Genomic DNA, 22,671 nt, shown 5'->3' on the forward strand with positions numbered 1-22,671 from the left:
CTTTTTTAATGAGCTTATGCCCAAATTATTTGATTAAGATTCTACTACATCCACGCAGCCATCATAATGGCCTGGTGCCATAACATAATTATAATGGTTTACCATCACATATTCTGAAGTCGTATAACCTCGAATCGTTTCTTTTCTCAGAGTATCATAAAACCATTCCTTCTCCGTGGTACTAGGTTCAGAAAAACCTATTAACATACTTTCTCGCTGTAATTGCGTACAATCACTAAAAGCACTTTGGTAAGATTTCTTAGCCGTAGTGTTCAATAATACCATTCCTTGCTTTATTTTTTCCTGATCTGCCTTAGAATAGCAATCCGCAAAAAGCCTATCTAAAAACTTATCGACTTCTAGGCCTAATGCTCCTGGTTCACTCTTTCCCTCTGGAATAAATGTACTTGCAATAGAAGAGAGCAAACCAAGTTCCTTAGAAGAAAACACCCCCGAAACCATTATTTTTGATGGAGTCCATGCATTTGCCCATGAGGGTAAAGCCACAACCGCCCCAGCTCCTAGTGCCAAATTTTTTAATAATTCTCTTCTATTCATATCGCCTAATTAATAGTATAAAATTGTAAATTAGTATAAACAACGAATCACTCCTTAAGGTGAGAAAATTGTTTAGATAAAATCTCTCTCTGTAAAGACAAAAGCTCTTAAAACCTCAAATGGGTCAATTAAAGCTACTATTTCTTATAAATATTCTTTTTTATTAAATCTTCTTCAAACCAAGTGAATTTATCTTCATAAAACTTTATGAAGTCTGGGGCACTAACATGACCAGGAACAGGTGCATAATAATGCGTCTCACTTTTTTTGTCGTTCCTCCAAACCAAAACATAGGAAAGCCTTAGATTTTCAGATTGAAGCACTTTTAGTAGCGTCTCTGTCCACCATTTTTCATTTGGTATTGACTCTAATCCTGTTTCCGTAAAAGCAGCCAATTTTTTATGCTTTCGAGCATAGTCAGATACTATTTTCAATTTCCTTACTGCTGCATCTAGATCATACCTATTTCTTCCCATGTCGGCATAATTATCCATACCAACCATATCAACCCATTCGTCGCCAGGATACCTTTCTAAGAACTCGGCTTCTGTTTCAAATTTATTGTCCGGCGAAAACGCCCAAATGAAACTATGAACATTTCTTTCATCCCTCAAATATGACAATGTAAACTTCCATAGAGTCTTAAAGTCCTCTACCGAACAGTGCGGAGCTCCCCACCAAAACCATCCTCCATCAAACTCATGATAAGGTCGGAAAATCATAGGAATCAACTCACCATTTGCCCCCTTGCAAGAGTTCACCCATTCGGCTATATCATCTAATATTGCTTTATACTTTTCATGCCCATCACCGCCTGGAATAAGTCTAGAAACCACCTCAAGAGAATCAGAGCCTTTCCAATAAAAGCCTCCTTTTCCCATAGGATTATAAAAGTGCCAAGCTACCGTTACTATACCTCCACGGTTATAGGTGTCTTGTACGGTTTTTCTAAGTTTAGTTTTATAGAGTTCTGGGTTTCTCCCTGTGAAACCGCTAAAGTCAATACCTATCACTCCTGGATGTGTTCCAACTATTGATTTAACATCTGATCTATCTTCTTCTCCGCTCCAGCCTCTACCGTATTCTGTGGCGTGTTGATGACCAAAAACAACACCTTTCTTTTGTATCTTTTTTAAGCTTTTGAATAGCTTTACCGTTTCCCTTGTGCCTTTTTGGTCTATTAGCTGACCAAAACCATCATTTAAGACCATAATAAAGACAAAAAGAAGATTTATACGTTTCATAAGGTTGAATATAAATTGAACTGGAATCAAATTATTCAAACTTAAGCTAAATGAGTTACCTTTAAAAAAGGAACTTTACAATATGGTAGTATTAGAGCAGGTATTGGATAAATATGGTGAGAAGGGTGAAAAAACAAGCTGGACTTTTGTTAAAATTGACAGTAGTATAGCTGAATCATTGAAACCAAACACCAAAAAAAGCTTTAGAGTCAAAGGCCATATTGATGATTTAGAATTAAAGCAAGTTGCTCTTATTCCTATTGGGGAAGGAGATTTTATTCTCCCAGTAAACGCTATTATACGGAGAAAAATAAGGAAAGACGTCGGCGATAAAGTTTTACTTAAACTAACAGAAGATACCAGTGACTTCGAATTATCCACCGACTTCCTGGCATGTCTTGAAGATGATCCTACTGCAAATGCCTTCTACAAAACATTGACCCCTGGCCATCAACGATATTTCTCAAAATGGATTGAGTCTGCAAAAACCATTGAAACGAAAACCAAAAGAATTAGCAGAAGCCTTTTCGGTTTATCTAAGCAAATGGATTATGGAGCTATGATTAGACACTTTAAAGGACAGAAATAGCTACTATTAGCCAATATATTCCGTTTTTCCCAGCTTATAATACCTATCCAAATCACCTTGGATAACATCATAGACTTCCTTCTTCAAGTCTTCAATATCGCTCTTTGTTTTTCCTATCGTGCTAACCTCCATGTTGATAATTACTCTTGGAAGAGCCCATGAAAACAAATTAGCAGGGTTTATCTCGTAGTTGTTCAAATAACTAATTGGTACAATAGGGACCTGATTTTCCACGGCCATTATAAACGGGCCGTCTTTAAAAGGTTGAGCCATTTTTGGTATTTCCTTTGAAACTATTCCTCCTTCGGGCATTATAAAAACACTCCTCCCGTTTTTCAGGGCTCTTATTCCACGAAGCATCGTTTTAGTTCGGCTGTCTTTATCAGCTCTGTTAACTGCTATATGAAGCTGGTCAAACATATATCCAAAAAGCGGGACTTTAGAAACCGAGCTCTTGCCTACATAGGCAAAATAGTTTTCTACTAAGTTCATCCCTAAAGCCACATCTAAGTAAGAGAAGTGATTAGCTACATAAACATAGGTTTTAGACCTATCCGGTCTAAATTTCCAGTCTTTTTGGATTATCATTCCTGTTAGCAGGAAGAATATTTGAGACCAAAACCGTATAATTTTATGTCCGAACGGATGCCAGTGTTTATTTTGAATACAGATATAAATAAACGGGTAAAGTAATAGAAAGGGTATTACAAATACCAATAGGCACCAAAAAGTGTATACAATGCTAAAAAGCTTTTTCATTCACATGAATTAAGCTTTATCTTCCGTAACATGCTTAATAAGTTCCACTGGTTTCGCTGCGGCTTTTCTCATTCTGATATTTAGCATTTCTACCAAGAAAGAAAATGCCATAGCAAAATAAATATATCCTTTTGGCACTGTAACATGGAAAGCCTCCGCCACTAATAAAGTACCTATCATCACTAAGAAAGACAAAGCCAACATTTTAATACTTGGGTGCGTTTCTACAAAATCACCAACCGGTTTTGCAAAAAGTAGCATTCCTATTGTAGAGAGAATGATAGCTGCGGCCATTACTGGAATAACATCCGTCATTCCAACTGCCGTAATAATAGAATCCACAGAGAATATTATGTTGATAACAGTGATATCCAAAATAGCTCTAGAAAGGGAGGATGCAATGGCCTTTTTCCCCATATCATCTTCTTCACCTTCCAACTTATGATGAATTTCTGAAGTTGCTTTATAAAGCAGGAATAAACCTCCACCTAGTAAGATTAAACCTTTACCACTCATTCCAATGTCAAAAGGTAAACCAAGGTCTTGAAGATTGAAAAGGTCTTTTTCAAGGCCCAAAATCCAACCAAGAACAAATAACAAGCCTACTCTTATTACCATTGCCGATACTAAACCAATATTTCTTGCCTTCTTTTGGTCTTTAGCTGGAAGCTTTCCAGAAATTATGGAAATAAAGATGATGTTATCCACCCCTAAAACCATTTCAAGAAGGGTTAAAGTGAAAACACTAGTAAGAGCTGCTGTTGTAAGAAGTTGTTCCATTTGATACTATTTTGACGCTAAAATATTTGAAATAATACGTATCACAAAATTGCCGATTTCAAAGTTAGAAAACCACTTATTTAAAAAGTCTTGATTTTAACTTTAATTCACCAACCCGATGTTTTAGTTTAAAGCAAAAAAAAGTCCCTTTTCGGGACTTTTTTATAAGTGACGCTGAACTGCCTTTTTTAACTGAGGTAACATCATTACCCCTGTTTGCCTAAAAAGCTGCCTTTTATTTTTAAAAATCATTACGGTAGGCACTCCAGTAACTTTATACTTTCGCTGTAATGCCGGATTTTTATCAATATCAATCTTCACAATCTTAACCTTTTCTCCCATTTCATTGGCTAATTCCTGTAAAGCCGGAGACATGGCCTTACACGGGGCACACCAAGTAGCAAAAAAATCTATTAATACTGGTGTTTCGCTATTTATTAGCTCTTCAAAAGCTCCTGTCATAATTTCAATTCGTTTATCTTCAGTATTAACGTTCTCCCCTTTTCTCAGGTTCAAATTTTATCATCATTATTAGCCATATAGACCTAGAATACCTAAAAATAATAGGAACCAAAAGAACGGTCAATAACACGTAAGTACCAATGTATATTCTCCAGTCTATGATATCTTCAATAAAGGCATACCAAAAAACCGTTGCGGTAACAAAAAATGCAATGTTTAACATATAGCTTACGTACATGGCACCATAGAAAAAACCGGACTCCTTCTCATACCTTAAACCACAGTTTGAGCAGTTTTTATGCATCTCCATCATTTTACCCACTTTATAAGGGTTTTGAGATTCATATAGGTTTCCCTCCTCACATCTTGGGCATTTAAGTAATAATGCCGCTTTTATATTTCCCATTAAGTCTTTCTATTCATTTTCTGGGGCAAAAATACCAAATAATCTTCTGTAAAAGCGTAACAGATGTCACTGAGCAGCTGTAAATATGTACAAATGAATTATAAAAGTTCTAAACAGCCCAAAAATACTCTTTGAACCAAAAACGACATTGTTTGAACGGCTTACATTAGTACCGAGCACATAAATAGTATCACTTTTGTATCGTTGTTAAACATCACTTAGGTGTTTTTATCAATATTCATATCGGAATTGACAACAAAACCATAATAATAAAATGTCTAAAACATTATTTGACAAAGTATGGGACGCTCATGTGGTAAGAAGCATTGAGGATGGTCCAGACGTATTCTTCATTGACCGTCACTTTATTCACGAAGTAACCAGCCCTGTTGCTTTTTTAGGTCTTGAAAACAGAGGCGTTGGCGTAATTTTTCCAGAAAGAACTTTTGCAACAGCTGACCACAATACACCAACAATCAATCAGCACCTTCCTGTAGAAGACCCACTTTCAGCTAATCAGCTTAAAGCTTTGGAGGGGAACTCTGCCAAATATGGTATTTCTCATTGGGGTCTTGGGCATCAAAAAAATGGTATTGTTCACGTAGTAGGTCCAGAGAATGGTATCACACTTCCGGGTATGACCATTGTTTGTGGCGACTCTCATACTTCTACTCACGGAGCTTTCGGAGCTATTGCATTTGGAATTGGTACCTCTGAGGTTGAAATGGTACTTTCTTCACAGTGTATCATGCAGCCTAAGCCAAAGAAAATGAGAATTACCGTGAATGGTAACTTAGGTAAAGCGGTCACTCCTAAAGATGTTGTCCTTTACATTATTGCTCAAATTTCTGCAGCGGGTGCCACTGGGTACTTTGTAGAATACGCAGGTGATGTTTTTGAAAATATGAGCATGGAAGGTCGTATGACGGTTTGTAATATGACAATTGAAATGGGTGCTCGTGGTGGAATGATAGCTCCTGACGAAACTACTTTTGCTTATTTGAAAGGAAGAGAAATGTCGCCAAAGGGTGAAGACTGGGAGAAACTTCTTAAATATTGGGCTACGCTAAAAACAGAAGAAGACGCTGTTTTTGACAAAGAATTAACTTATTCGGCTGAAGATATTGAGCCACAAATCACTTACGGTACCAACCCTGGTCTTGGAACTGGTATTTCAAATACTATTCCTAAAGCGGGTGAAGTAATTGACGGTGAAGCCAGTTATAAAAAATCACTTAACTATATGGGTTTTGCTGAAGGCGAAAGCATGATAGGAAAAGAAGTTGATTATGTATTTATTGGTAGTTGTACTAATGGTCGTATTGAAGATTTTAGAGCTTTTGCTTCTATAGTAAAAGGAAGAAAGAAAGCGGATAATGTTACCGCGTGGTTGGTTCCCGGCTCACACATTGTAGAAGCTCAGATTAAAGAAGAAGGTCTTTTAGACATCTTTACTGATGCAGGTTTTGTACTTCGTCAGCCTGGTTGTTCTGCTTGTTTGGCTATGAACGACGATAAGATTCCTGCTGGTAAGCTTGCGGTTTCTACCTCAAACAGAAACTTTGAAGGTCGACAAGGACCAAATTCTAGAACACTTTTAGCTTCTCCATTAGTGGCAGCAGCAGCAGCGGTTTCTGGTAAGGTTAGTGACCCGCGTGGGTTTATGGATTAAGGTTTTCAATACTTAACTACATTGAGCATTAAGTATTTCACAAAGATGGAATTACGAGAGTCATAGATACTTCCGTGAGTACGCTTTGAGCACTTTGTGGTTAAACTCCAAAAATTAAGAAATAACAAAATTATGGCATACGATAAATTTACAGTTTTAAACAGCACTTGTGTACCGCTTCCTTTAGAGAATGTGGATACCGACCAAATTATTCCAGCTCGTTTCTTAAAGGCAACTAAGAGAGAAGGTTTTGGAGACAATCTTTTTAGAGATTGGAGATACAATAACGACGACTCTCCAAAAGAAGATTTCGTTCTAAACAATGACACATACTCTGGTAAAGTATTAGTAGCCGGAAGAAATTTCGGTTCGGGTTCTAGCCGTGAGCACGCTGCTTGGGCCATCTATGATTATGGTTTCAGATGTGTTATCTCTAGTTTCTTCGCAGATATTTTCAAAGGAAACTCGTTGAACATTGGAATATTACCTGTGACAGTTAGTCCTGAATTTTTGGATAAAATTTTCAAAGACATTGAAAAAGACCCTAACGCTAAAGTTGAAGTAAATCTTCCTGAGCAAACGGTAACCCTAGTTTCTACGGGTGAAAGTGAGAGCTTTGATATCAATGGCTATAAGAAAAACAATATGGTCAACGGCTTTGACGATATTGACTACCTACAAGCAATGAAAGAGGAAATTGGTAGTTTTGAAGCTGCTCGTCCCTTTTAGAGAGCATTGAGCTATTTGCTTTGGCAATTGGCTTTTCGAATTGTGAAATACGGAGAATAAATGTCGACTTCTCAATTCTTTTCAAAACAGCAATCTATTCATTGAATACAAACTAACGAGCATTAAATGGTAAAAGCTCAGGGCGGTAGACGCCATATTGAAATAATGGACACCACCCTCCGGGATGGTGAACAAACCAGTGGAGTGTCTTTTTCGGCCTCTGAAAAACTTACAATGGCTCAACTTTTACTTGAAGAAGTAAAGGTTGATAGAATTGAAGTGGCTTCTGCCCGAGTCTCAGAAGGCGAGCTAAACGCCGTCAAGAAAATAACTAGCTGGGCAAGCCAAAAAGGTTATTTGGATAAAATAGAGGTCTTGACCTTCGTAGATGGCGACGCTTCCATTGATTGGATGGAACAAGCTGGAGCAAAAGTGATGAACCTTTTAACTAAAGGCTCTTTAAATCACTTAACTCATCAGCTTAAAAAAACTCCTGAACAGCATTTTTCTGAAATTGAAATTCTAGTAAACAAAGCTGTCGCTAAAGGTTTCAGTGTCAATGTTTATTTGGAAGATTGGAGCAATGGAATGCGTCATTCTAAGGAGTATGTTTATCAACACTTAGACAATCTCATTAAGCTTCCAATTAAACGGATTTTACTGCCCGACACTTTGGGTATTTTAACCCCCATGGAGTCTTATTCTTTTGTGAAAGATATCGTGGATAGATATCCTGATAAACACATAGATTTTCATGCCCATAATGATTACGACTTAAGCGTTGCAAACGTAATGGGTAGCCTTAGGGCGGGCACTCATGGATTACACGTAACCGTAAACGGTCTTGGTGAACGTGCTGGAAATGCACCACTGGCTAGTACCGTAGCTGTAATAAGGGACTTTTTTCCAGATATTCAAATTAAGGTAGATGACAAGTCGCTTTACAAAATAAGTGGTTTGGTAGAAGGTTTTTCAGGAATGAGAATTCCGGCGAATCAGCCCATAGTTGGTGATAGTGTTTTTACACAAACCGCTGGTATTCATGCCGATGGTGACAAGAAAAACAACCTTTATGTATCTGATTTAGAACCTGCAAGGTTTGGAAGAAAAACACTTTACGCTTTAGGAAAGTCTTCTGGTAAGGCGAACATTGAGAAAAACCTTCAAATGTTGGGTATTTCATTGCCTGATGAAGATTTAAAGAAAGTCACGAAGAGGATTATAGAGCTTGGCGACAAAAAAGAGGCTGTAACTCGTGAGGATCTTCCTTTTATCATTGCAGATGTTTTAGACCGTGACCCTGAGGAGAAAAAGGTAGAATTAATCAATTATGTGCTGACACATTCTAGAAACTTAAGGCCTTCTGCTACGCTTCAAATTAAGATTGACTGTGAGGTTTATGAAGAAAATGCTCAAGGTGATGGTCAATATGATGCCTTTATGAATGCCTTGAAAAAGATATTCAAACAAAAGAAAATGGACTTCCCTGTTCTAGCAGATTATGCCGTAAGAATTCCTCCAGGTGGAAATACAAATGCTCTTTGTGAAACTATTATCACTTGGAAAGTGGGTAAAAAAGAAATGAAAACCCGCGGTCTAGATTCTGACCAAACGGTGTCAGCGATAGAGGCTACGGTGAAGATGATGAATTTGATATAAATTAGCTTTTAGCCATTTGCGGTTAGCTATTAGCTCCAAATATTCCGCAGCAAAACGTACAATTAAAAAGTGCTAAAGGCTCAATGCCAATAGCTCAAAGCTCAAAACAATGAACTTAAACATAGCAGTATTAGCCGGTGACGGCATCGGGCCAGAAGTAGTAGAACAAGCACAGAAAGTATCTGATGCGATAGCAAAGAAATATGGTCATACCATCAAGTGGACACCAGCCATTACGGGTGCAGCAGCCATTGACGCCGTAGGCGAACCATATCCAGATTCCACACATGAAATTTGCATGAATTCTGATGCGGTTTTATTTGGAGCCATTGGTCTTCCAAGGTTTGATAATGACCCATCTAACCCAGTAAGACCTGAGCAAGGTTTATTGGCAATGCGTAAGAAACTAGGACTTTACGCTAATATCCGTCCTACATTGGTGTTTCCATCGCTTCTTCATAAGTCTCCATTGAGACCAGAATTGATTGAAAATGCTGATTTTGTATGTATTCGTGAACTTACTGGTGGAATATACTTTGGTGACAAAGGAAGAAACGAAGCTAGAGATAAGGCTTGGGATGTATGTGAATACACAAAACCTGAGGTAGAAAGAATTATCCGTTTGGCTTATAGCTACGCTATGCAGCGTAACAAGAAGCTTTGTATAGTAGATAAAGCTAACGTTTTAGAAACATCAAGACTGTGGAGAGAAGTGGGTCAATCTTTAGAAAAAGAGTACCCAGAAGTAAAAACAGAATACCTTTTAGTAGATGCCGCTGCCATGCGTATTATTCAATGGCCAGAGGGTTTTGACGTAATGGTTACCGAAAACATGTTTGGTGATATCTTAACTGACGAGGCTTCTGTAATTTCAGGTTCTATGGGCTTAATGCCGTCTGCATCTATTGGTCTTCATACATCTGTTTTTGAGCCTATACACGGCTCTTATCCTCAAGCGACAGGTCTAAACATAGCAAACCCAATTGGAACCGTTTTATCGGCTGCTATGATGTTTGAATATGCTTTCAAACTTATGGACGAAGCTCAGGAAATTAAAGATGTAGTGAATAAGTCTTTGGCAGAAGGAATTGTAACCGAAGACATCGCTGGAAAAGATAAAGCTTATGGCACCAAAGAAGTGGGTGACTGGTTGGCTGCTCAGATTGCCGGCTAAGTTAGATGTCAGATGCTCGGTGTCGGGTGTTTTTTGCCTGATGTTGATGCCGAAATAAAATATTATCCTGACCTATAGAAAGAAAGCCCTAATCGAGAGATTGGGGTTTTCGTTTTTACCCTAAAAACCATCCCTAAGCTCCTTATCCATCGCAAATTTCCTAAAGTACAGGATGTTAGACTTATCATTTAGTTCTGTTTCTATCCACTTATCCATTTCTTCTTTTGGGAATTGGCTTTTATGGCATCTTATGGCTTCGTTTGATTTTGCTTCATCTTCATCAGAAAACGTAATAACGGTATTAAAGCTTTCTTTGGCAGAATAATTTAGGTTCCAAGCCTTATATCTCTCTGCTTGATCCTTTATCCAGCCTAGATAATAAAGGTCAATTTTTTCGGTTAAATTCTCTCTTAGTAATAGTTCTGTCGTCACCAAACCTACCATTCGGTGGTCCGGGTGGCCAGTATCGCCATCTGGCCCAAAAGTGACAATTACATCAGGCTTTAATCTTTCAATTTCTTTTAACAAATTAACCTTAAGTCTCGCTTCTTGCTCATAGAAATTATTATGCCCGTTAAGTCCTAGTCCATCTTGTAAGTCTAGCCGAATGGGTGCATGAATGCCCATTTTTTCACAGGAACATTTAGCTTCTTCGTTTCTAATAGCTATCAACGAGTCGCCTGCTGGAATTCCTGCATGGTCTGTTACTCCGAATTGACCGTCTGTAGCAATGATTAAATAAACAGAGTCTGTTTGGGCGTATTTAGCCAATACTGGGCTTATTGTTGTTTCATCGTCTGGGTGAGCTAATACCGCTAAGATTGTTCTTGGGCTTGAGTCGTTTGTTTGACAGGCGGTTGTTAGGATTAGGAGAGTTAGAATTTGTAGTAGTTTATTGGGCATTTTTTATTGGGCTTCATCTTTAAAATCCTAGTCAAAAGGAGGCTTTTGAATTAATGAATTTAGGGTTTTTATATTTTTAGCTGGGTAATTCCTAACTTTAATGAGACGTTTGACATGATTTTGGTGCAAAATCTCGCCAAACTAAAGGGTATCCTTGGTTTTTCCCTTCTACCAAGGTCTAGCCCCGACGGGGCTACAGATTCAAATTGAAGGTTTTATGGCATACTTGATGGAAGGGAAGCCAAGAAAAGTAAGGATGGGTTATCACTCCACCCTATTAATTCCGTTCCGTAGGAGCTATTGGCTACTCTCAAAAATTTTTATTGAAAAAAGCCGAAATCATACAATTCCGGCTTTTTTAATGCTATTACAAAAATGTTAATTACTTATAAATCATACCAAGTAAACTCGCCATTTTATCTTTTAAGTCCTTTCTATCCACAATGAAGTCCAAAAACCCATGTTCTAGCAGAAACTCTGCTGTTTGGAAGTCTTTTGGTAGGTCTTTACCTATTGTTTCTTTTATAATTCTTGGTCCTGCAAAGCCAATTAATGAACCAGGCTCCGCAATGTTGAAATCTCCTAACATTGCAAAAGAGGCTGTTACACCTCCTGTTGTTGGGTCAGTCAATAAAGAAACATAAGGAATTCCTGCTCTATCAAGCAAAGCTAATTTCGCTGAAGTTTTCGCCATCTGCATTAAAGAGAAACCTGCTTCCATCATTCTGGCTCCGCCAGATTTTGAAATCATTAGAAACGGTATTTTCTTCTTTAAGGAATTATCAATTCCGCGGGCTATCTTCTCCCCTACTACGGATCCCATAGAACCACCAATAAAACCAAAATCCATACAAGAAATCGTAATTCCTTTGCCATGAATTTTACCTTCTGCTGTCCGACAAGCATCTACTAAACCGGATTTTTTTTCAGTTTGGACAATTCTATCTGGATAAGCTCTAGTATCTACAAACTCTAAGGGATCTGCAGAACGCATATTGGCGTCTAATTCTGTATATTCACCTCCGTCAAAAAGTAATTGAAAATAAGCCTCTGAACCTATTTTCTCATGGTAATTACAATGATTGCAGGTAAAAGAGTTTTGCTTGTGCTCTCTAGTATGCGTAGCCTGTTTGCACTCTGGGCATTGATACCATAGTCCGTCTGGAGCTTCTCTTTTAAGCTCCGTAGGGGTGTTAATTCCTTTTCCTGTACGTTGAAACCAAGACATAAATTAGATTTTGATTGAGGGGCAAATATATAAAGGGTACTGCTAAGAACCTGAATCTAGTCAACAGATAATTAGAAATACCCTTTTAGAAGTGGCTAGTCAGGTGCACATAAGCCGAAATCCACTTACTTATTTTTCTATATCATTTTCAAAAAATATGGTTCCTTGAACTCCGCCATAATAGATAACACGTCCTTTTCCCTCCTTTTTTCCATTCACGTAACGAATATATAATCGATCTCCATTTTGATAGTAAAAAGTAGCCTTGTCATCATGCATCAAGCCTTGCTTAAATTTACCAACATATTTTGTTCCGTCTTTAAAATAGTAAGTGCCATATCCATGGAAATTACTGCCAGCAAAATCACCTTCATATTTCTTTCTGTTATCAGCATAATACTCTATTCCGTAACCTACCCTTCTTCCATTTTTCCAGTTACCAGCATATTTTTCTAGGGTCTTTCTATTAACAGCCACGCCATATCCTTGGCTGCAATTTCCTTCAATGCATCCTGTTCTCACCGTAATTACATTTCTTGGTTTTGAAGTAACCTTTACTATTTCTGGTTTTCTAACAACTGGTTCTGTCTTTGGAACTTCTCTTTCAATTTCTGGTTCTGGCTCAGAACTTAATCTTGGATACATGCCTTGGGCATTTTCATAACCACGTTTAATTGCGGTCATTCTTTTTCTTCTTGGAGGATGACTTCCAGTATCATAGTCGGTAGTCATTTTCCAGATGGCAGATTGGGCTTCTTTTAAACTGGCTCCCATTTGATACATTACAAAACCAGAAAATTCATCTGCTTCTAATTCTCTATTTGGGTCAGAGCCACCTTGTTTTAGCGTGTGACCCTGCAAATGGTGACCTATTTCATGAGCCAAAATACTCATTGCTCCCCAGTCGGTATTAGTAAGGTTATTTACTCTACGCATAAAACTGGCATCGTACACTATTAGGCGTTCTCCGTTTCTAGCTGCCGCAAAACAATTGTCAATGTTTGGACATTCCATCACATAGAAGTTTTGCTTTAAACCAGACCTACTCACTATTCTTTCAACTGCTTTTTGAGCCTCTGGCCTCGTTCTAAAACCAAGCATGCTACAAATTGATTTTTCATTTATAACACCTGCCGTGTAACTGCAAACAAAATTCGATTTATCGAGTTTTTCTTCCTCCTGAGCATTAGCTAAATTAACAGAAGCAGAGAATAAAATAAGTAAGCTTAATAATTTTGGAAGGGACATTCTTTAGCCTTTTGAATTGATAGCAATATACCAACGCCTGCAATCAAAATATTATTTTAAAAGATTTGGAATCTTGGTTCAAAGAAAAGGTAATTTTTGACTCAAATTGAGTCAAAAACTAACGAAAAGCTTGGCTAATTCCACGTGGAACTAAATTTTAGTAGACAAAATCCCCTCTAAGTTCTCGGAACCTTTTTCTAGCCTCAGCCCCAAAAATGCTACCAGGGAAATCAGTCAATATTTGACGATACAAAGCCATTGCCTTTGTATTTTCATTTAATTTTTCATCATAAATTTTAGCTAGCTTGTATAATGCGTCATCCGCCAGAATGTCATATTTATAATTCTCTAATAATACATTCAGGTCACTTATAGCAGCATCTACCCTATCTAATTTGTAATTGGTATTTGCTCTAAGCCAAAGAATTTCATCTGCCAAAGAATGTGTTTTATAAATTTCAAAAAGCGAATCAAGTTTTAACAAGGCTTCCTCGTTTCTGTTTTGGAATAAGAGTAGGTCAACGGCGGAGTATGCACTTATGGCAGCATCCGTAGTATCAAGCCCTAAATTATCTTGAATAAGTAAACTAAGCTGCATGGCATCATTAGCAATTTCTCTGGTAGTAGCTTTCTTTAAAATATTCAAAATGTCTTTTGACAAGTCAAACTCCCCTGTGTAATAATGCAGTTTGGCATTTTTAAGCTTTGCCGTTTCTCCTAAAAAATCTTCCTTTTGAGACTTTTCCACTTGCATATAAAGCAATGTAGATTCCCAAGGTTCTTCTTTCAAAATGTATATATCTCCTAAATCTAACTTGCACTGGTCTTTAAATTTAATATTGGAGCCTGCTTTCGAAATCGCCATTTCTAGGACTTCTACCGCACGATCTTGGTCATCTAGATAGAAGGCATACAATAAAGCCATGTTACGAAGTGCATCTATTGTTTTAGGCGTCAGGCCTAGGTCCTTTATCAACAACTCATATTGACTTATCAACTCTAAAATTTCTGTCTCATCTATTGGGAAAGTATTTTTCACCAATTGTTCACGACATTGAATGTTCCATCTTCTAGCATATGGATAAAAATCACCTTGTGGATATTCATTCATCACATATTGATACATTCTAGCAGCATCTCGAAATTGACCATTTGTATAAGCTAAACCTGCTAATTCAAAAACCTTACGCCCTCCTAATTCCAATCTTCTATCCAAAGCCCTCGCTTGTGTAAAAGCTCGTGAAAATTGTTTTTGCTGTACAAAGTGCCAAATCAAAATTTCATTATAATAAAACTCATCAGGGTTATCTTGAATTTTTGTGTAGAGTAAACGCTCCAACATTTCAATTTCCTTATCCTCCTTTATATTATCCTGAATGGTTCTTTCTACATAATCCGAATTCCTATGTTTTATTCCATAAGAGAAAACCTCTTCCAACATTTTATCTTTTTTGCCAGCAAACAAATATGCCCTTGCCAAATGAATGTTATGCTTATCTTCAGATTTTGACCTCAACCTTGATTTAAGCAACATATCAATCAATAAATTGATCTTATTCGTCTTGTAAAAGAAATTTTGAAGTTGGTACACATAAGAATCCTTTTGCGAAGCTTTGTCAATTAATTCTTGGTAAGCTATATCAGCACCCGTCAGGTCGCCAGAAACCTCTATTAAATACGCTAAGTCTGCTTCATAGACCACCACATCAGGATAGGTCTTTATCTCTTGTCTAAGGAAGTCTTTTGCCTTATCAAACTGTTTTAGACGAATAAGGCTATTTAAGTAGTTATCATGAATAAGTCTTCCATTCTCTTTTTTTCTGCTAAGCTTATCGAAAATTTCCGCTGCTTTTTCATATTCCCCTTTATTGTAATATTCGTTGCCCAGTTCTAAGCTTTGGCCGTAAGCCGCCGACACAGACATTATTATTATCATTAGGTTTATAAATCTCTTCATATATTAAAAATAAGAATATGTATTTATTTATTATTATTAATTATTAGGGCTGTGGATATGTGCTTATCTTTTTATTTGAATTCTATTGTTAATTCTGATTGTTCTTAATGGTTTTACTGATGTGGATAGTTCAATATTTATTCCACAATTAGATACCTTATTTTTAGATAGTTAATAGATTCTCCACCAAAGTTTGCATTTTTAAGGTCGTTAAGTTTTGATGTTAATATTAGCAAAATATCTGTGTATATATGTTTTAACTAAATTGAGTATAACTCAAGCTTATGTGGTTTCATCCACGGTTTTTGATGTTGATTTCTTTAAGTTGTTTGTTATCCCCAATTTTCTAATAGGTTTTGCACCGTTTAATTTGGGTTATCTACAGGTTTACCAACATCATTCTATTATAATATCGTTTAATTCGAAGTTTGCCTTAAGTTTTATATCTCCTTTAGATATAACTATCTTTTCTGGAAGATTATTCTTTTCAAAGTCACCCGTATCCCATTGACCATTCGAGTTGGAATCTTCTATTATTCTAAGTTTATATACACCAGGAATTAAATCTGGAAATTTGTATTCTTCTGTAAATAGCTGACTATCAATAATACTAAGATTCTTAAAGTTTAATACTTCGATAATTTTTTGACCTTTAAATTTATCATACCTACCAGAAATACTACCGTACGAGTCTTGTTGATAAAGTTTGTTGATAAGTTGATAAGTCCTATTAGTGTCTGATTTATAGTTAGTTATAGCCCCTTCTTCTATACTTAGTGATATTTCACGCGTGGCAGAACTGTTGAAATCTATTTGAAGTTGTGTTTGAGATTTATCTATCCAGTTTAATGATAGTTGTTCTTGTGTAGTTGTATCGGAGGTTATCGTGATTTTCGAAGTATCGATGTTGGTTATCGGAAATTGAAAGTCAAGTATGTATTGGTTAGGTTTTTTTATGATACTGTTTGACTTTATAGTATTATTGGAAATTGAAAGTACTTCAGGTTTAGGTTCACTTTTAATGTTGGTATTAAAATATATTTTGAGTGTGTCTTCTAAAATATTATTGGCTGAGTCTAAAACTATTATTTTAGTTAATGTTGTATCAGTGGTGTAAGGGTGGTTAAAAAATAGGAGTTCGTCATCACGTTTTTGATAGGTTAGGCTATCAGGTGGGTTTAAAAATTCAACATTTATATTTTTTACAGCTTTATCAAAAGTTACCGAGAAATTTGATTGTCTTGACAAGCTTCTTTTTATTTTGGGAGCTTTGGTATTATTAGGATATATATTAATGTCAAGATTAGTAATGATGCTATCAAGTTTTAAAGTGTCTTGATGGAATCCGAATAATTCGTTTTTACTGTCAAATATTAAATTCTGGTTTTTATCTGAAAAGGTTAATAAGCGGTAAGAGGAGGATTTAATATTTTGGAAGATGTAATTGCCAGAGGTGTCAGTTTCTGTAAAGTAAGATGGCTTTCTATCTAGTAAGGGAATTGTATCATTTGTGTTGAGGTCATAAATACCTACCAATATTTCTTTACCTGGAAGACCTGTCCATAGATTAGTAATTTTGCCACTAAGACCTAATGAGTCAATTTCAGAACCAGTACTAAAAACTAGTTTTAGGTTTTTTGCTGGATTCTTTTCATTCAGGTCTTTTATTCCGTCCCTGAAATTTAATGTGTAGGTGGTGCTGTCATTAAAGTCTTCGTCGAATTTTAGTTCTATACTATATGGTTTGTTTTTTAAACTGTAAATTCCTTTTTGACTTGGTGTTATTATCAACTCTTGTCTTACTGCCGTTGCATCTATTAATTCATTAAAAACGAGATTTATAGTCTTCTCTTTGAACCGAAGTGTTTTATTTTCGGGATAAGAAGTTACTAGTTCAGGAGGTTCCTCGTCTTTAGGTCCACCAGTAGGTGGAACAAACTGAGCACAGCTGCTTATTAGAATAGAGAGGGAAAGGATAGTATAGATGCGTTTCATTTTTTAACGACCAAGGAATATCATAAGAACGGAGATATCTGCAGGTGAAACACCACTTATGCGAGAAGCTTGTCCCAATGTTTCTGGTTTGATATCTTTTAATTTGTGTCTTGCTTCATATGATAGGGAGGTCAATTTACTATAATCAAAGTCAGGATTGATAGACAAGTTTTCAAGCTTGTTCATTTTTTCTGCCATAGTCACTTCCTTCTCTATATATCTTTCATACTTAATGTTAATCTCCGCTTGCTGTGCTATTTCAGGAGTCAGTGTTAGAAGTAATGTATCTAGTTCGGGAGAAATGGCTCTAAGATTATCAATATTCAACTCTGGTCTTTTCAGTAGATTATTAAGTGTAGTTTTTTCTCTAAGTTTTGAAGACTTATTTTCGCTTAAGTAATCGTTAACTTGGAGTGGTTCTACTTTGATGCTAGCGAGTTGTTTCATCAAGTTTTGAGAGGATTCTATCTTATGGTTTACCTTTTCTAATCTGGTATCAGAGGCTAATCCAATATTATTTGATTTTTTAGTTAACCTGATGTCTGCATTGTCTTGGCGTAGTAATGTTCTAAACTCAGCTCTTGAAGTAAACATTCTATAAGGTTCATCGGTGCCTTTGTTAGTAAGGTCATCTATTAGTACTCCTATGTAAGCTTCATTTCTCTTAAGAACAAAAGGCTCTTTGTTATGTACTTTTAGGTGAGCATTAATTCCGGCCATTAATCCTTGTGAACCTGCTTCTTCATAGCCAGTAGTTCCGTTTATCTGACCAGCAAAATATAGATTACTTACTAGTTGTGTTTCTAAGGTAGAATTTAGTTGAGTTGGTTGAAAAAAATCGTATTCTATGGCATAACCTGGTCTAAACATCTTAACATTTTCGAAGCCAGGAATTTTCCTTAATGCCTTAAATTGGATATCTTCTGGAAGTGAAGTAGAGAATCCGTTGACATACATTTCTACTGTATCACGTCCTTCTGGTTCTAAGAATATTTGATGGCTGTCTTTATCAGCAAAACGATTTATTTTATCTTCTACAGATGGGCAGTATCTAGGACCAAGACCTTGTATTCTTCCATTAAACATAGGAGACTTATCGAAGCCTTTTTTTAGTTCTTCATGTACAGCTAGATTGGTGAAGGATATCCAGCAACTCTTTTGGTCGGTTGTGATATTGGTATCGGTGTATGAAAATCTTTCAGGCTTTTCGTCACCTAGTTGTTCTTCCATCTTTTGGAAGTTAATGGAACGTTGATCAACTCTTGGTGGTGTTCCTGTTTTCATTCGTCCCGATTGAAAACCTAGTTTTATTAGGTCGGCAGTTATTCCAACAGAACTACTCTCCCCTGCTCTTCCGCCACCAAACTGTTTTTCTCCAATATGGATTAGACCATTTAGAAAAGTACCGTTTGTTAGGATAACGGAACTTGCTTTTATTTCTAAACCAAGAGATGTTTTGATACCAGTGGCGACACCATCTTCCGTAATAAGGCCTGTAACCATCTCTTGCCAGAAGTCAACGTTAGGATTCTGTTCTAGTTTATACCGCCATAACTCGGCAAACTTCTGTCTATCACTTTGACATCTTGGACTCCACATTGCAGGACCTTTTGACCTATTTAGCATCCTGAATTGAATCATTGTTTCATCAGATATTATACCTGACATTCCACCTAAGGCATCAATCTCTCTTACTATTTGACCTTTTGCCACGCCGCCCATTGCGGGATTACAAGACATTTGGGCAATGGTTTGTAGGTTCATTGTTATAAGTAAAACCTTAGAACCCATGGTTGCGGCTGCGTGTGCAGCTTCGCATCCGGCATGTCCTGCCCCTACTACTATTACATCGTATTTTGGAAACATATGTATTACTGTTCCACGTGAAACCTTCGTTATTTAATGCTTCTTAGTTCCACGTGAAACACTGTCGTTTTATTGTTTTTATTTAGGTGTTTAAACACCAATTTTAAAGCCATTACAAATTTATATAATGGGCTGATTAGTTAATTCTCCTGAAATAATTATCTGTTTCACGCTTATAGAATGGAGTGAAATTAGGCGGAGTAGTTCTTATAAGTTCTACTTGTTTCTCCTTCTCTTTCATAAAATTCTCTAATGACGGCGGAGATTCTCTTTCAAAATTTAAGGCTGTTTTGGATTTTCGTTTTGGGTCTAGCTCTTGTTCTTTAACCGCCTTTTCTACCTCTAGTAATCTAGTTTCAAGTTTTAATTGCCTTTTTATTAATTCAGGATTAACTCTCTTATTGACTATTTCATTCTCGGCGGCGTCCATTTCTTTTTGTAGCTTTTTTAATTCATCCCCTACTTTCTTTCCTGCCTCAGTACCGTTTAAAGACTCCTGCATTTTCTCTAACTGCTTTCTAATTTGAGCTTGCTCATTAGCTAATTTGGCTAGTTCTTTTGATAACTCAGAACCATTTTTCCCACTTTGACCTAAGCTTTTCATTTTTTCATTGAGACTCTTTTGTTGTTCACCAATACCGGGCATTGGCATACTACCTTTCTTTCCCCCCTTCCCACTTCCGGGCATAGACATGGCCATCATCTCTTGCATTTGATTAAAGGTATCACTAAGCATTAAAGCCAAGTTATTAATAGAGGTCATAGAAAACTGCTGTTTGGCTGCGGCTTTTGGTAAACTCCTATCTTTAAGCAATTGGATGGATTGGTCCATACTATTCTTCATGGCGGTTACTTCTTTAGTAACAAAAGATTCTATTTGCATGACACGCTGAGCCAAAGAGTATAGACTATCTTCTATTACTTGTGCATCGTCAGTAAGTTTTAACTGTTGTTGAGAAAGATCAATGAAACGGGGGTCAGATTTAGATAGACCTTTTAAATCTTTCATTGCTTGTTCTTGGTCAAAAGAAAGTGTAACTAGGTTTTCGAGAATAGCTCTTAAAGCTTCAAGGTCTATATCAAGCTGTTTCATTTCAGCAGACTTCATAGACTCTGACATTTTTGCTGCCATAGATTTCATATTTTGGGCAGCCTTCTTTTGAGCTTTACTCGATTTGGAATTTTCTTGCTTTTCTAAGCTGTCTTCCGCTTTCTTTTGTTCGTCAGAAGTTTCCTCTTGTTTCTTCTTTTCGGTATCCATTTCCTTACGTAACTCTTTACTTAACTTTCGGATATCCTCTAGTTTTTCCTTCTTCTCTTCGAACTCCTTACTTAATTTTTCTTGCTCTTTTTTTAGTTCTTTGTTTTTAGCAGCGTCTTTATTCTCTTCTGTTTTTTCAGCAAGATCCTCTTGTTTCTCAGCTAACTTTTCTAATTCCTTAGCTACCTGCTCTACTTTTTGTTTAAGCTGCATGTTTTTAAAAAGCTTAAGAGCTCTGTCTATATCCTTATTCAGGTTTCTATCTTGCTCCTTCATTTTCTGAAGTTGGTCTTGAATTTTTTCATCTTCGTTTTTCTTCAACATTTCCTCCAACTGTTCGAAAAGCTGATTCTCTTTATCTTGCATTAACTCATTAAGAAGTTTCTGCAACTGTTCCATCTTTTCTTGAGTCTGTGGGTTTTGTTCTTGAAAACGATTTTGTTTTTCCTGCATTTGGTCAAACTGCTTTTGAAGGTCTTTAAGATCCTTTAGCATGTCTTCACGTTTCTTGACTAGCTCCTCTAGGCGTTTTTTATCTTGGAATTCTAATTTCTTTTTACTCTTAAGATCTTGATCAAGCTTGTCAATATCTTTTTGAAGCTCTTTAGATTTTTGAAGTAGTTTATCCATTTTGCTTTCAGTTTCCTCTATTTGCTTTTCTACTTCCTGGTCAAATTCTGTAGAAGACGGCATTCCGAAAGTCATGATTGAAGTTTTGGAAGACTTAGCTCCATTAACCCCATCATTATCCCAAACTTCTAAAAAGTATTCAATTTCATCTGATTGGTCCAAAGCCAAAGAGGCTACATCAAATTGATAAAAGAATGATTGCGAAAGCTGATTTTGATTAAAACTGACATCTAAAGCTTTGTAAGGATCGCTTTCAGCACCTTTCTTTTTATATTTCAATTGAAATTTTGAAAGGCCGTAATCGTCCGCAATATTTCCACCAAGAGCTATATAATTGTACAGTGTAGTGTCCTTAATTTGCTCTAATTTAATTTTTGGGTGTAAATCAGGTATTACGTTGATATAATAGGCAATGTTTTCGTTATTATAAGTTGTATTATTTTTTATAATTAACTTATAATCAGAAGATTCTGACATTTTTTTTCTAGCAGAAAATTGATTCGAATGATTTTTAGTAGTATTTAGTATACTAGGCTCACTTGAAATAGCATTTGGATTGAAAATGACGGAGACAGAATCGGCAAATTGTGTATTAAATAACCAACGGATGTTGGTTCCTTCAGGAACTATCAAATTTCCTACATTTTCTAGCCTTTCAGGGCTTTTACCTAAATATCTGGGGTATTGAGCTTCTATATCGAAAGAAAGCAGTTCTGGCCTATTTAAAAGGCTTAATTCATGATGTTCTGACTGGAAACCAGATGCCAAGAAGTTAAAATTAACTCCCTGCTGAAGTTTATTAAAAGTGTAAGAATAGTTATTATCGCCCGTATTGTTCATTCTGAAGCGTCTTTCATTGTATATCAAAAAGACTTCTTCAGGGATGGCGTCACCGTCAAGTTTGAGGTCTAGCGTGAAATCCTCATTTCTATAGGCTTCCAGATTATCATTCACGATTTTGAATTGGAAAGGGGCTTCTTCTACAAACTCTTTACGGAAATTAATAATTCGCTCACTACTGTTGAAAAAAGTGGGAGAAATGGCTGAAATAAATAGCAATATCACCAAAGGAGGTAGTGTGTATTTGAGATACTTCCGGTTCTCTTTAAGGTTGATGGCATCGGTAAAGTGAAATGGACTTAGTTTAGCACTTTTTTGTTCAATACTGGCTAAAAGAAGGGCATTGTTTTTAGAGCTATTATCTGACAATTGGAGTGTGTTAAGTAACCTATCCCCTATTTCAGGAAAAAACTTACCTATATCAGCTGCTGCGTCTTTATTGCTGACTCTTTTCCCCATTTTAAAGAAGTGTAAAAGGGGTTTACCTATCAAGAAAACCAAGGTATAGAGCGATACCACTATAAAAAGTAGCAAAAGAATGCCTCGGAAAACGCTCCCTAATCGGCCAAAGTATTCAATAAAATTGACAAAAAGGAACAAAGAGACCAATAATGAAACAGCTATTAAACCACCTTTTAAAAGCTGGTTTTTATAGAATTTGTCTTTGTACTCTTCTATTTTTTGTAGAAGCGTTTGAATTGAACTAGTCAT

Annotated in this window: 18 protein-coding genes; 5 read left to right on the forward strand and 13 right to left on the reverse strand. The window is 36.5% G+C overall.

Annotated elements, in window-relative coordinates; all coding sequences use genetic code 11:
- Positions 1-33: 33 nt before the first annotated feature.
- Together AADJ06_RS10730 and AADJ06_RS10735 are read right to left on the reverse strand one after the other, a co-directional pair.
- Complete coding sequence (locus tag AADJ06_RS10730) at positions 34-558, reverse strand: gluconate 2-dehydrogenase subunit 3 family protein (protein ID WP_341226442.1); 525 nt, start codon at positions 556-558, stop codon at positions 34-36.
- Between the two features lie 137 nt (positions 559-695).
- Positions 696-1,802, reverse strand: a complete 1,107-nt coding sequence (locus tag AADJ06_RS10735) for a glycosyl hydrolase (RefSeq protein ID WP_341226443.1) — start codon at positions 1,800-1,802, stop codon at positions 696-698.
- 82 nt (positions 1,803-1,884) lie between these two features.
- On the opposite strand from AADJ06_RS10735, the gene AADJ06_RS10740 reads away from it, so the two are divergent.
- Positions 1,885-2,391: a YdeI/OmpD-associated family protein gene (locus AADJ06_RS10740; protein WP_341226444.1), complete on the forward strand. Its 507-nt coding sequence runs from the start codon at positions 1,885-1,887 to the stop codon at positions 2,389-2,391.
- A 6-nt stretch (positions 2,392-2,397) separates the two neighbouring features.
- On the opposite strand, the gene AADJ06_RS10745 is transcribed toward AADJ06_RS10740, so the two are convergent.
- The 4 genes from AADJ06_RS10745 to AADJ06_RS10760 form a co-directional block, all read right to left on the reverse strand.
- A complete protein-coding gene (locus tag AADJ06_RS10745; RefSeq protein WP_341226445.1) occupies positions 2,398-3,150 on the reverse strand; it encodes a lysophospholipid acyltransferase family protein in 753 nt (250 codons plus the stop codon).
- A 9-nt stretch (positions 3,151-3,159) separates the two neighbouring features.
- Positions 3,160-3,930 (reverse strand): TerC family protein, encoded by a 771-nt coding sequence (locus AADJ06_RS10750; protein ID WP_341226446.1) that lies wholly within the window; start codon positions 3,928-3,930, stop codon positions 3,160-3,162.
- A gap of 162 nt (positions 3,931-4,092) precedes the next feature.
- Positions 4,093-4,392 (reverse strand): thioredoxin, encoded by a 300-nt coding sequence (gene trxA, locus AADJ06_RS10755; RefSeq protein ID WP_341226447.1) that lies wholly within the window; start codon positions 4,390-4,392, stop codon positions 4,093-4,095.
- A 25-nt stretch (positions 4,393-4,417) separates the two neighbouring features.
- A complete protein-coding gene (locus AADJ06_RS10760; RefSeq protein WP_341226448.1) occupies positions 4,418-4,798 on the reverse strand; it encodes a DUF983 domain-containing protein in 381 nt (126 codons plus the stop codon).
- 274 nt (positions 4,799-5,072) lie between these two features.
- Between AADJ06_RS10760 and leuC the strand changes: the two genes are divergently transcribed.
- The 4 genes from leuC to leuB all read left to right on the forward strand — a co-directional run bounded on the left by leuC (position 5,073) and on the right by leuB (position 10,032).
- Entirely contained in the window at positions 5,073-6,470 is a 1,398-nt protein-coding gene (gene leuC / locus AADJ06_RS10765; protein ID WP_341226449.1) for a 3-isopropylmalate dehydratase large subunit, read from the forward strand.
- A 132-nt stretch (positions 6,471-6,602) separates the two neighbouring features.
- Positions 6,603-7,199 carry a 3-isopropylmalate dehydratase small subunit gene (gene leuD, locus AADJ06_RS10770; RefSeq protein WP_341226450.1) on the forward strand — a complete coding sequence of 199 codons (597 nt, stop codon included), beginning with the start codon at positions 6,603-6,605 and terminating at the stop codon, positions 7,197-7,199.
- A gap of 126 nt (positions 7,200-7,325) precedes the next feature.
- Positions 7,326-8,858, forward strand: coding sequence for an alpha-isopropylmalate synthase regulatory domain-containing protein (locus tag AADJ06_RS10775; protein WP_341226451.1), 1,533 nt, complete (start codon positions 7,326-7,328; stop codon positions 8,856-8,858).
- Positions 8,859-8,967: 109 nt separating this feature from the next.
- On the forward strand, positions 8,968-10,032 hold the full coding sequence (leuB, locus tag AADJ06_RS10780; RefSeq protein WP_341226452.1) for a 3-isopropylmalate dehydrogenase: 1,065 nt from the start codon (positions 8,968-8,970) through the stop codon (positions 10,030-10,032).
- A 120-nt stretch (positions 10,033-10,152) separates the two neighbouring features.
- On the opposite strand, the gene AADJ06_RS10785 is transcribed toward leuB, so the two are convergent.
- The 7 genes from AADJ06_RS10785 to AADJ06_RS10815 all read right to left on the reverse strand — a co-directional run bounded on the left by AADJ06_RS10785 (position 10,153) and on the right by AADJ06_RS10815 (position 22,671).
- Positions 10,153-10,935 carry a PIG-L deacetylase family protein gene (locus AADJ06_RS10785; RefSeq protein ID WP_341226453.1) on the reverse strand — a complete coding sequence of 261 codons (783 nt, stop codon included), beginning with the start codon at positions 10,933-10,935 and terminating at the stop codon, positions 10,153-10,155.
- Positions 10,936-11,317: 382 nt separating this feature from the next.
- A complete protein-coding gene (gene accD / locus AADJ06_RS10790; protein ID WP_341226454.1) occupies positions 11,318-12,163 on the reverse strand; it encodes an acetyl-CoA carboxylase, carboxyltransferase subunit beta in 846 nt (281 codons plus the stop codon).
- Between the two features lie 129 nt (positions 12,164-12,292).
- A complete protein-coding gene (locus AADJ06_RS10795; RefSeq protein ID WP_341226455.1) occupies positions 12,293-13,411 on the reverse strand; it encodes a M48 family metalloprotease in 1,119 nt (372 codons plus the stop codon).
- Between the two features lie 157 nt (positions 13,412-13,568).
- On the reverse strand, positions 13,569-15,368 hold the full coding sequence (locus AADJ06_RS10800) for a tetratricopeptide repeat protein (protein ID WP_341226456.1): 1,800 nt from the start codon (positions 15,366-15,368) through the stop codon (positions 13,569-13,571).
- A 396-nt stretch (positions 15,369-15,764) separates the two neighbouring features.
- Positions 15,765-17,363: an Ig-like domain-containing protein gene (locus AADJ06_RS10805; RefSeq protein ID WP_341226457.1), complete on the reverse strand. Its 1,599-nt coding sequence runs from the start codon at positions 17,361-17,363 to the stop codon at positions 15,765-15,767.
- A 3-nt stretch (positions 17,364-17,366) separates the two neighbouring features.
- Complete coding sequence (gene mnmG, locus AADJ06_RS10810) at positions 17,367-19,229, reverse strand: tRNA uridine-5-carboxymethylaminomethyl(34) synthesis enzyme MnmG (protein WP_341226458.1); 1,863 nt, start codon at positions 19,227-19,229, stop codon at positions 17,367-17,369.
- Positions 19,230-19,365: 136 nt separating this feature from the next.
- On the reverse strand, positions 19,366-22,671 hold the full coding sequence (locus tag AADJ06_RS10815) for a DUF4175 family protein (protein WP_341226459.1): 3,306 nt from the start codon (positions 22,669-22,671) through the stop codon (positions 19,366-19,368).

This window comes from uncultured Arcticibacterium sp., assembly GCF_964021845.1.
Lineage (GTDB): Bacteria > Bacteroidota > Bacteroidia > Cytophagales > Spirosomataceae > Arcticibacterium.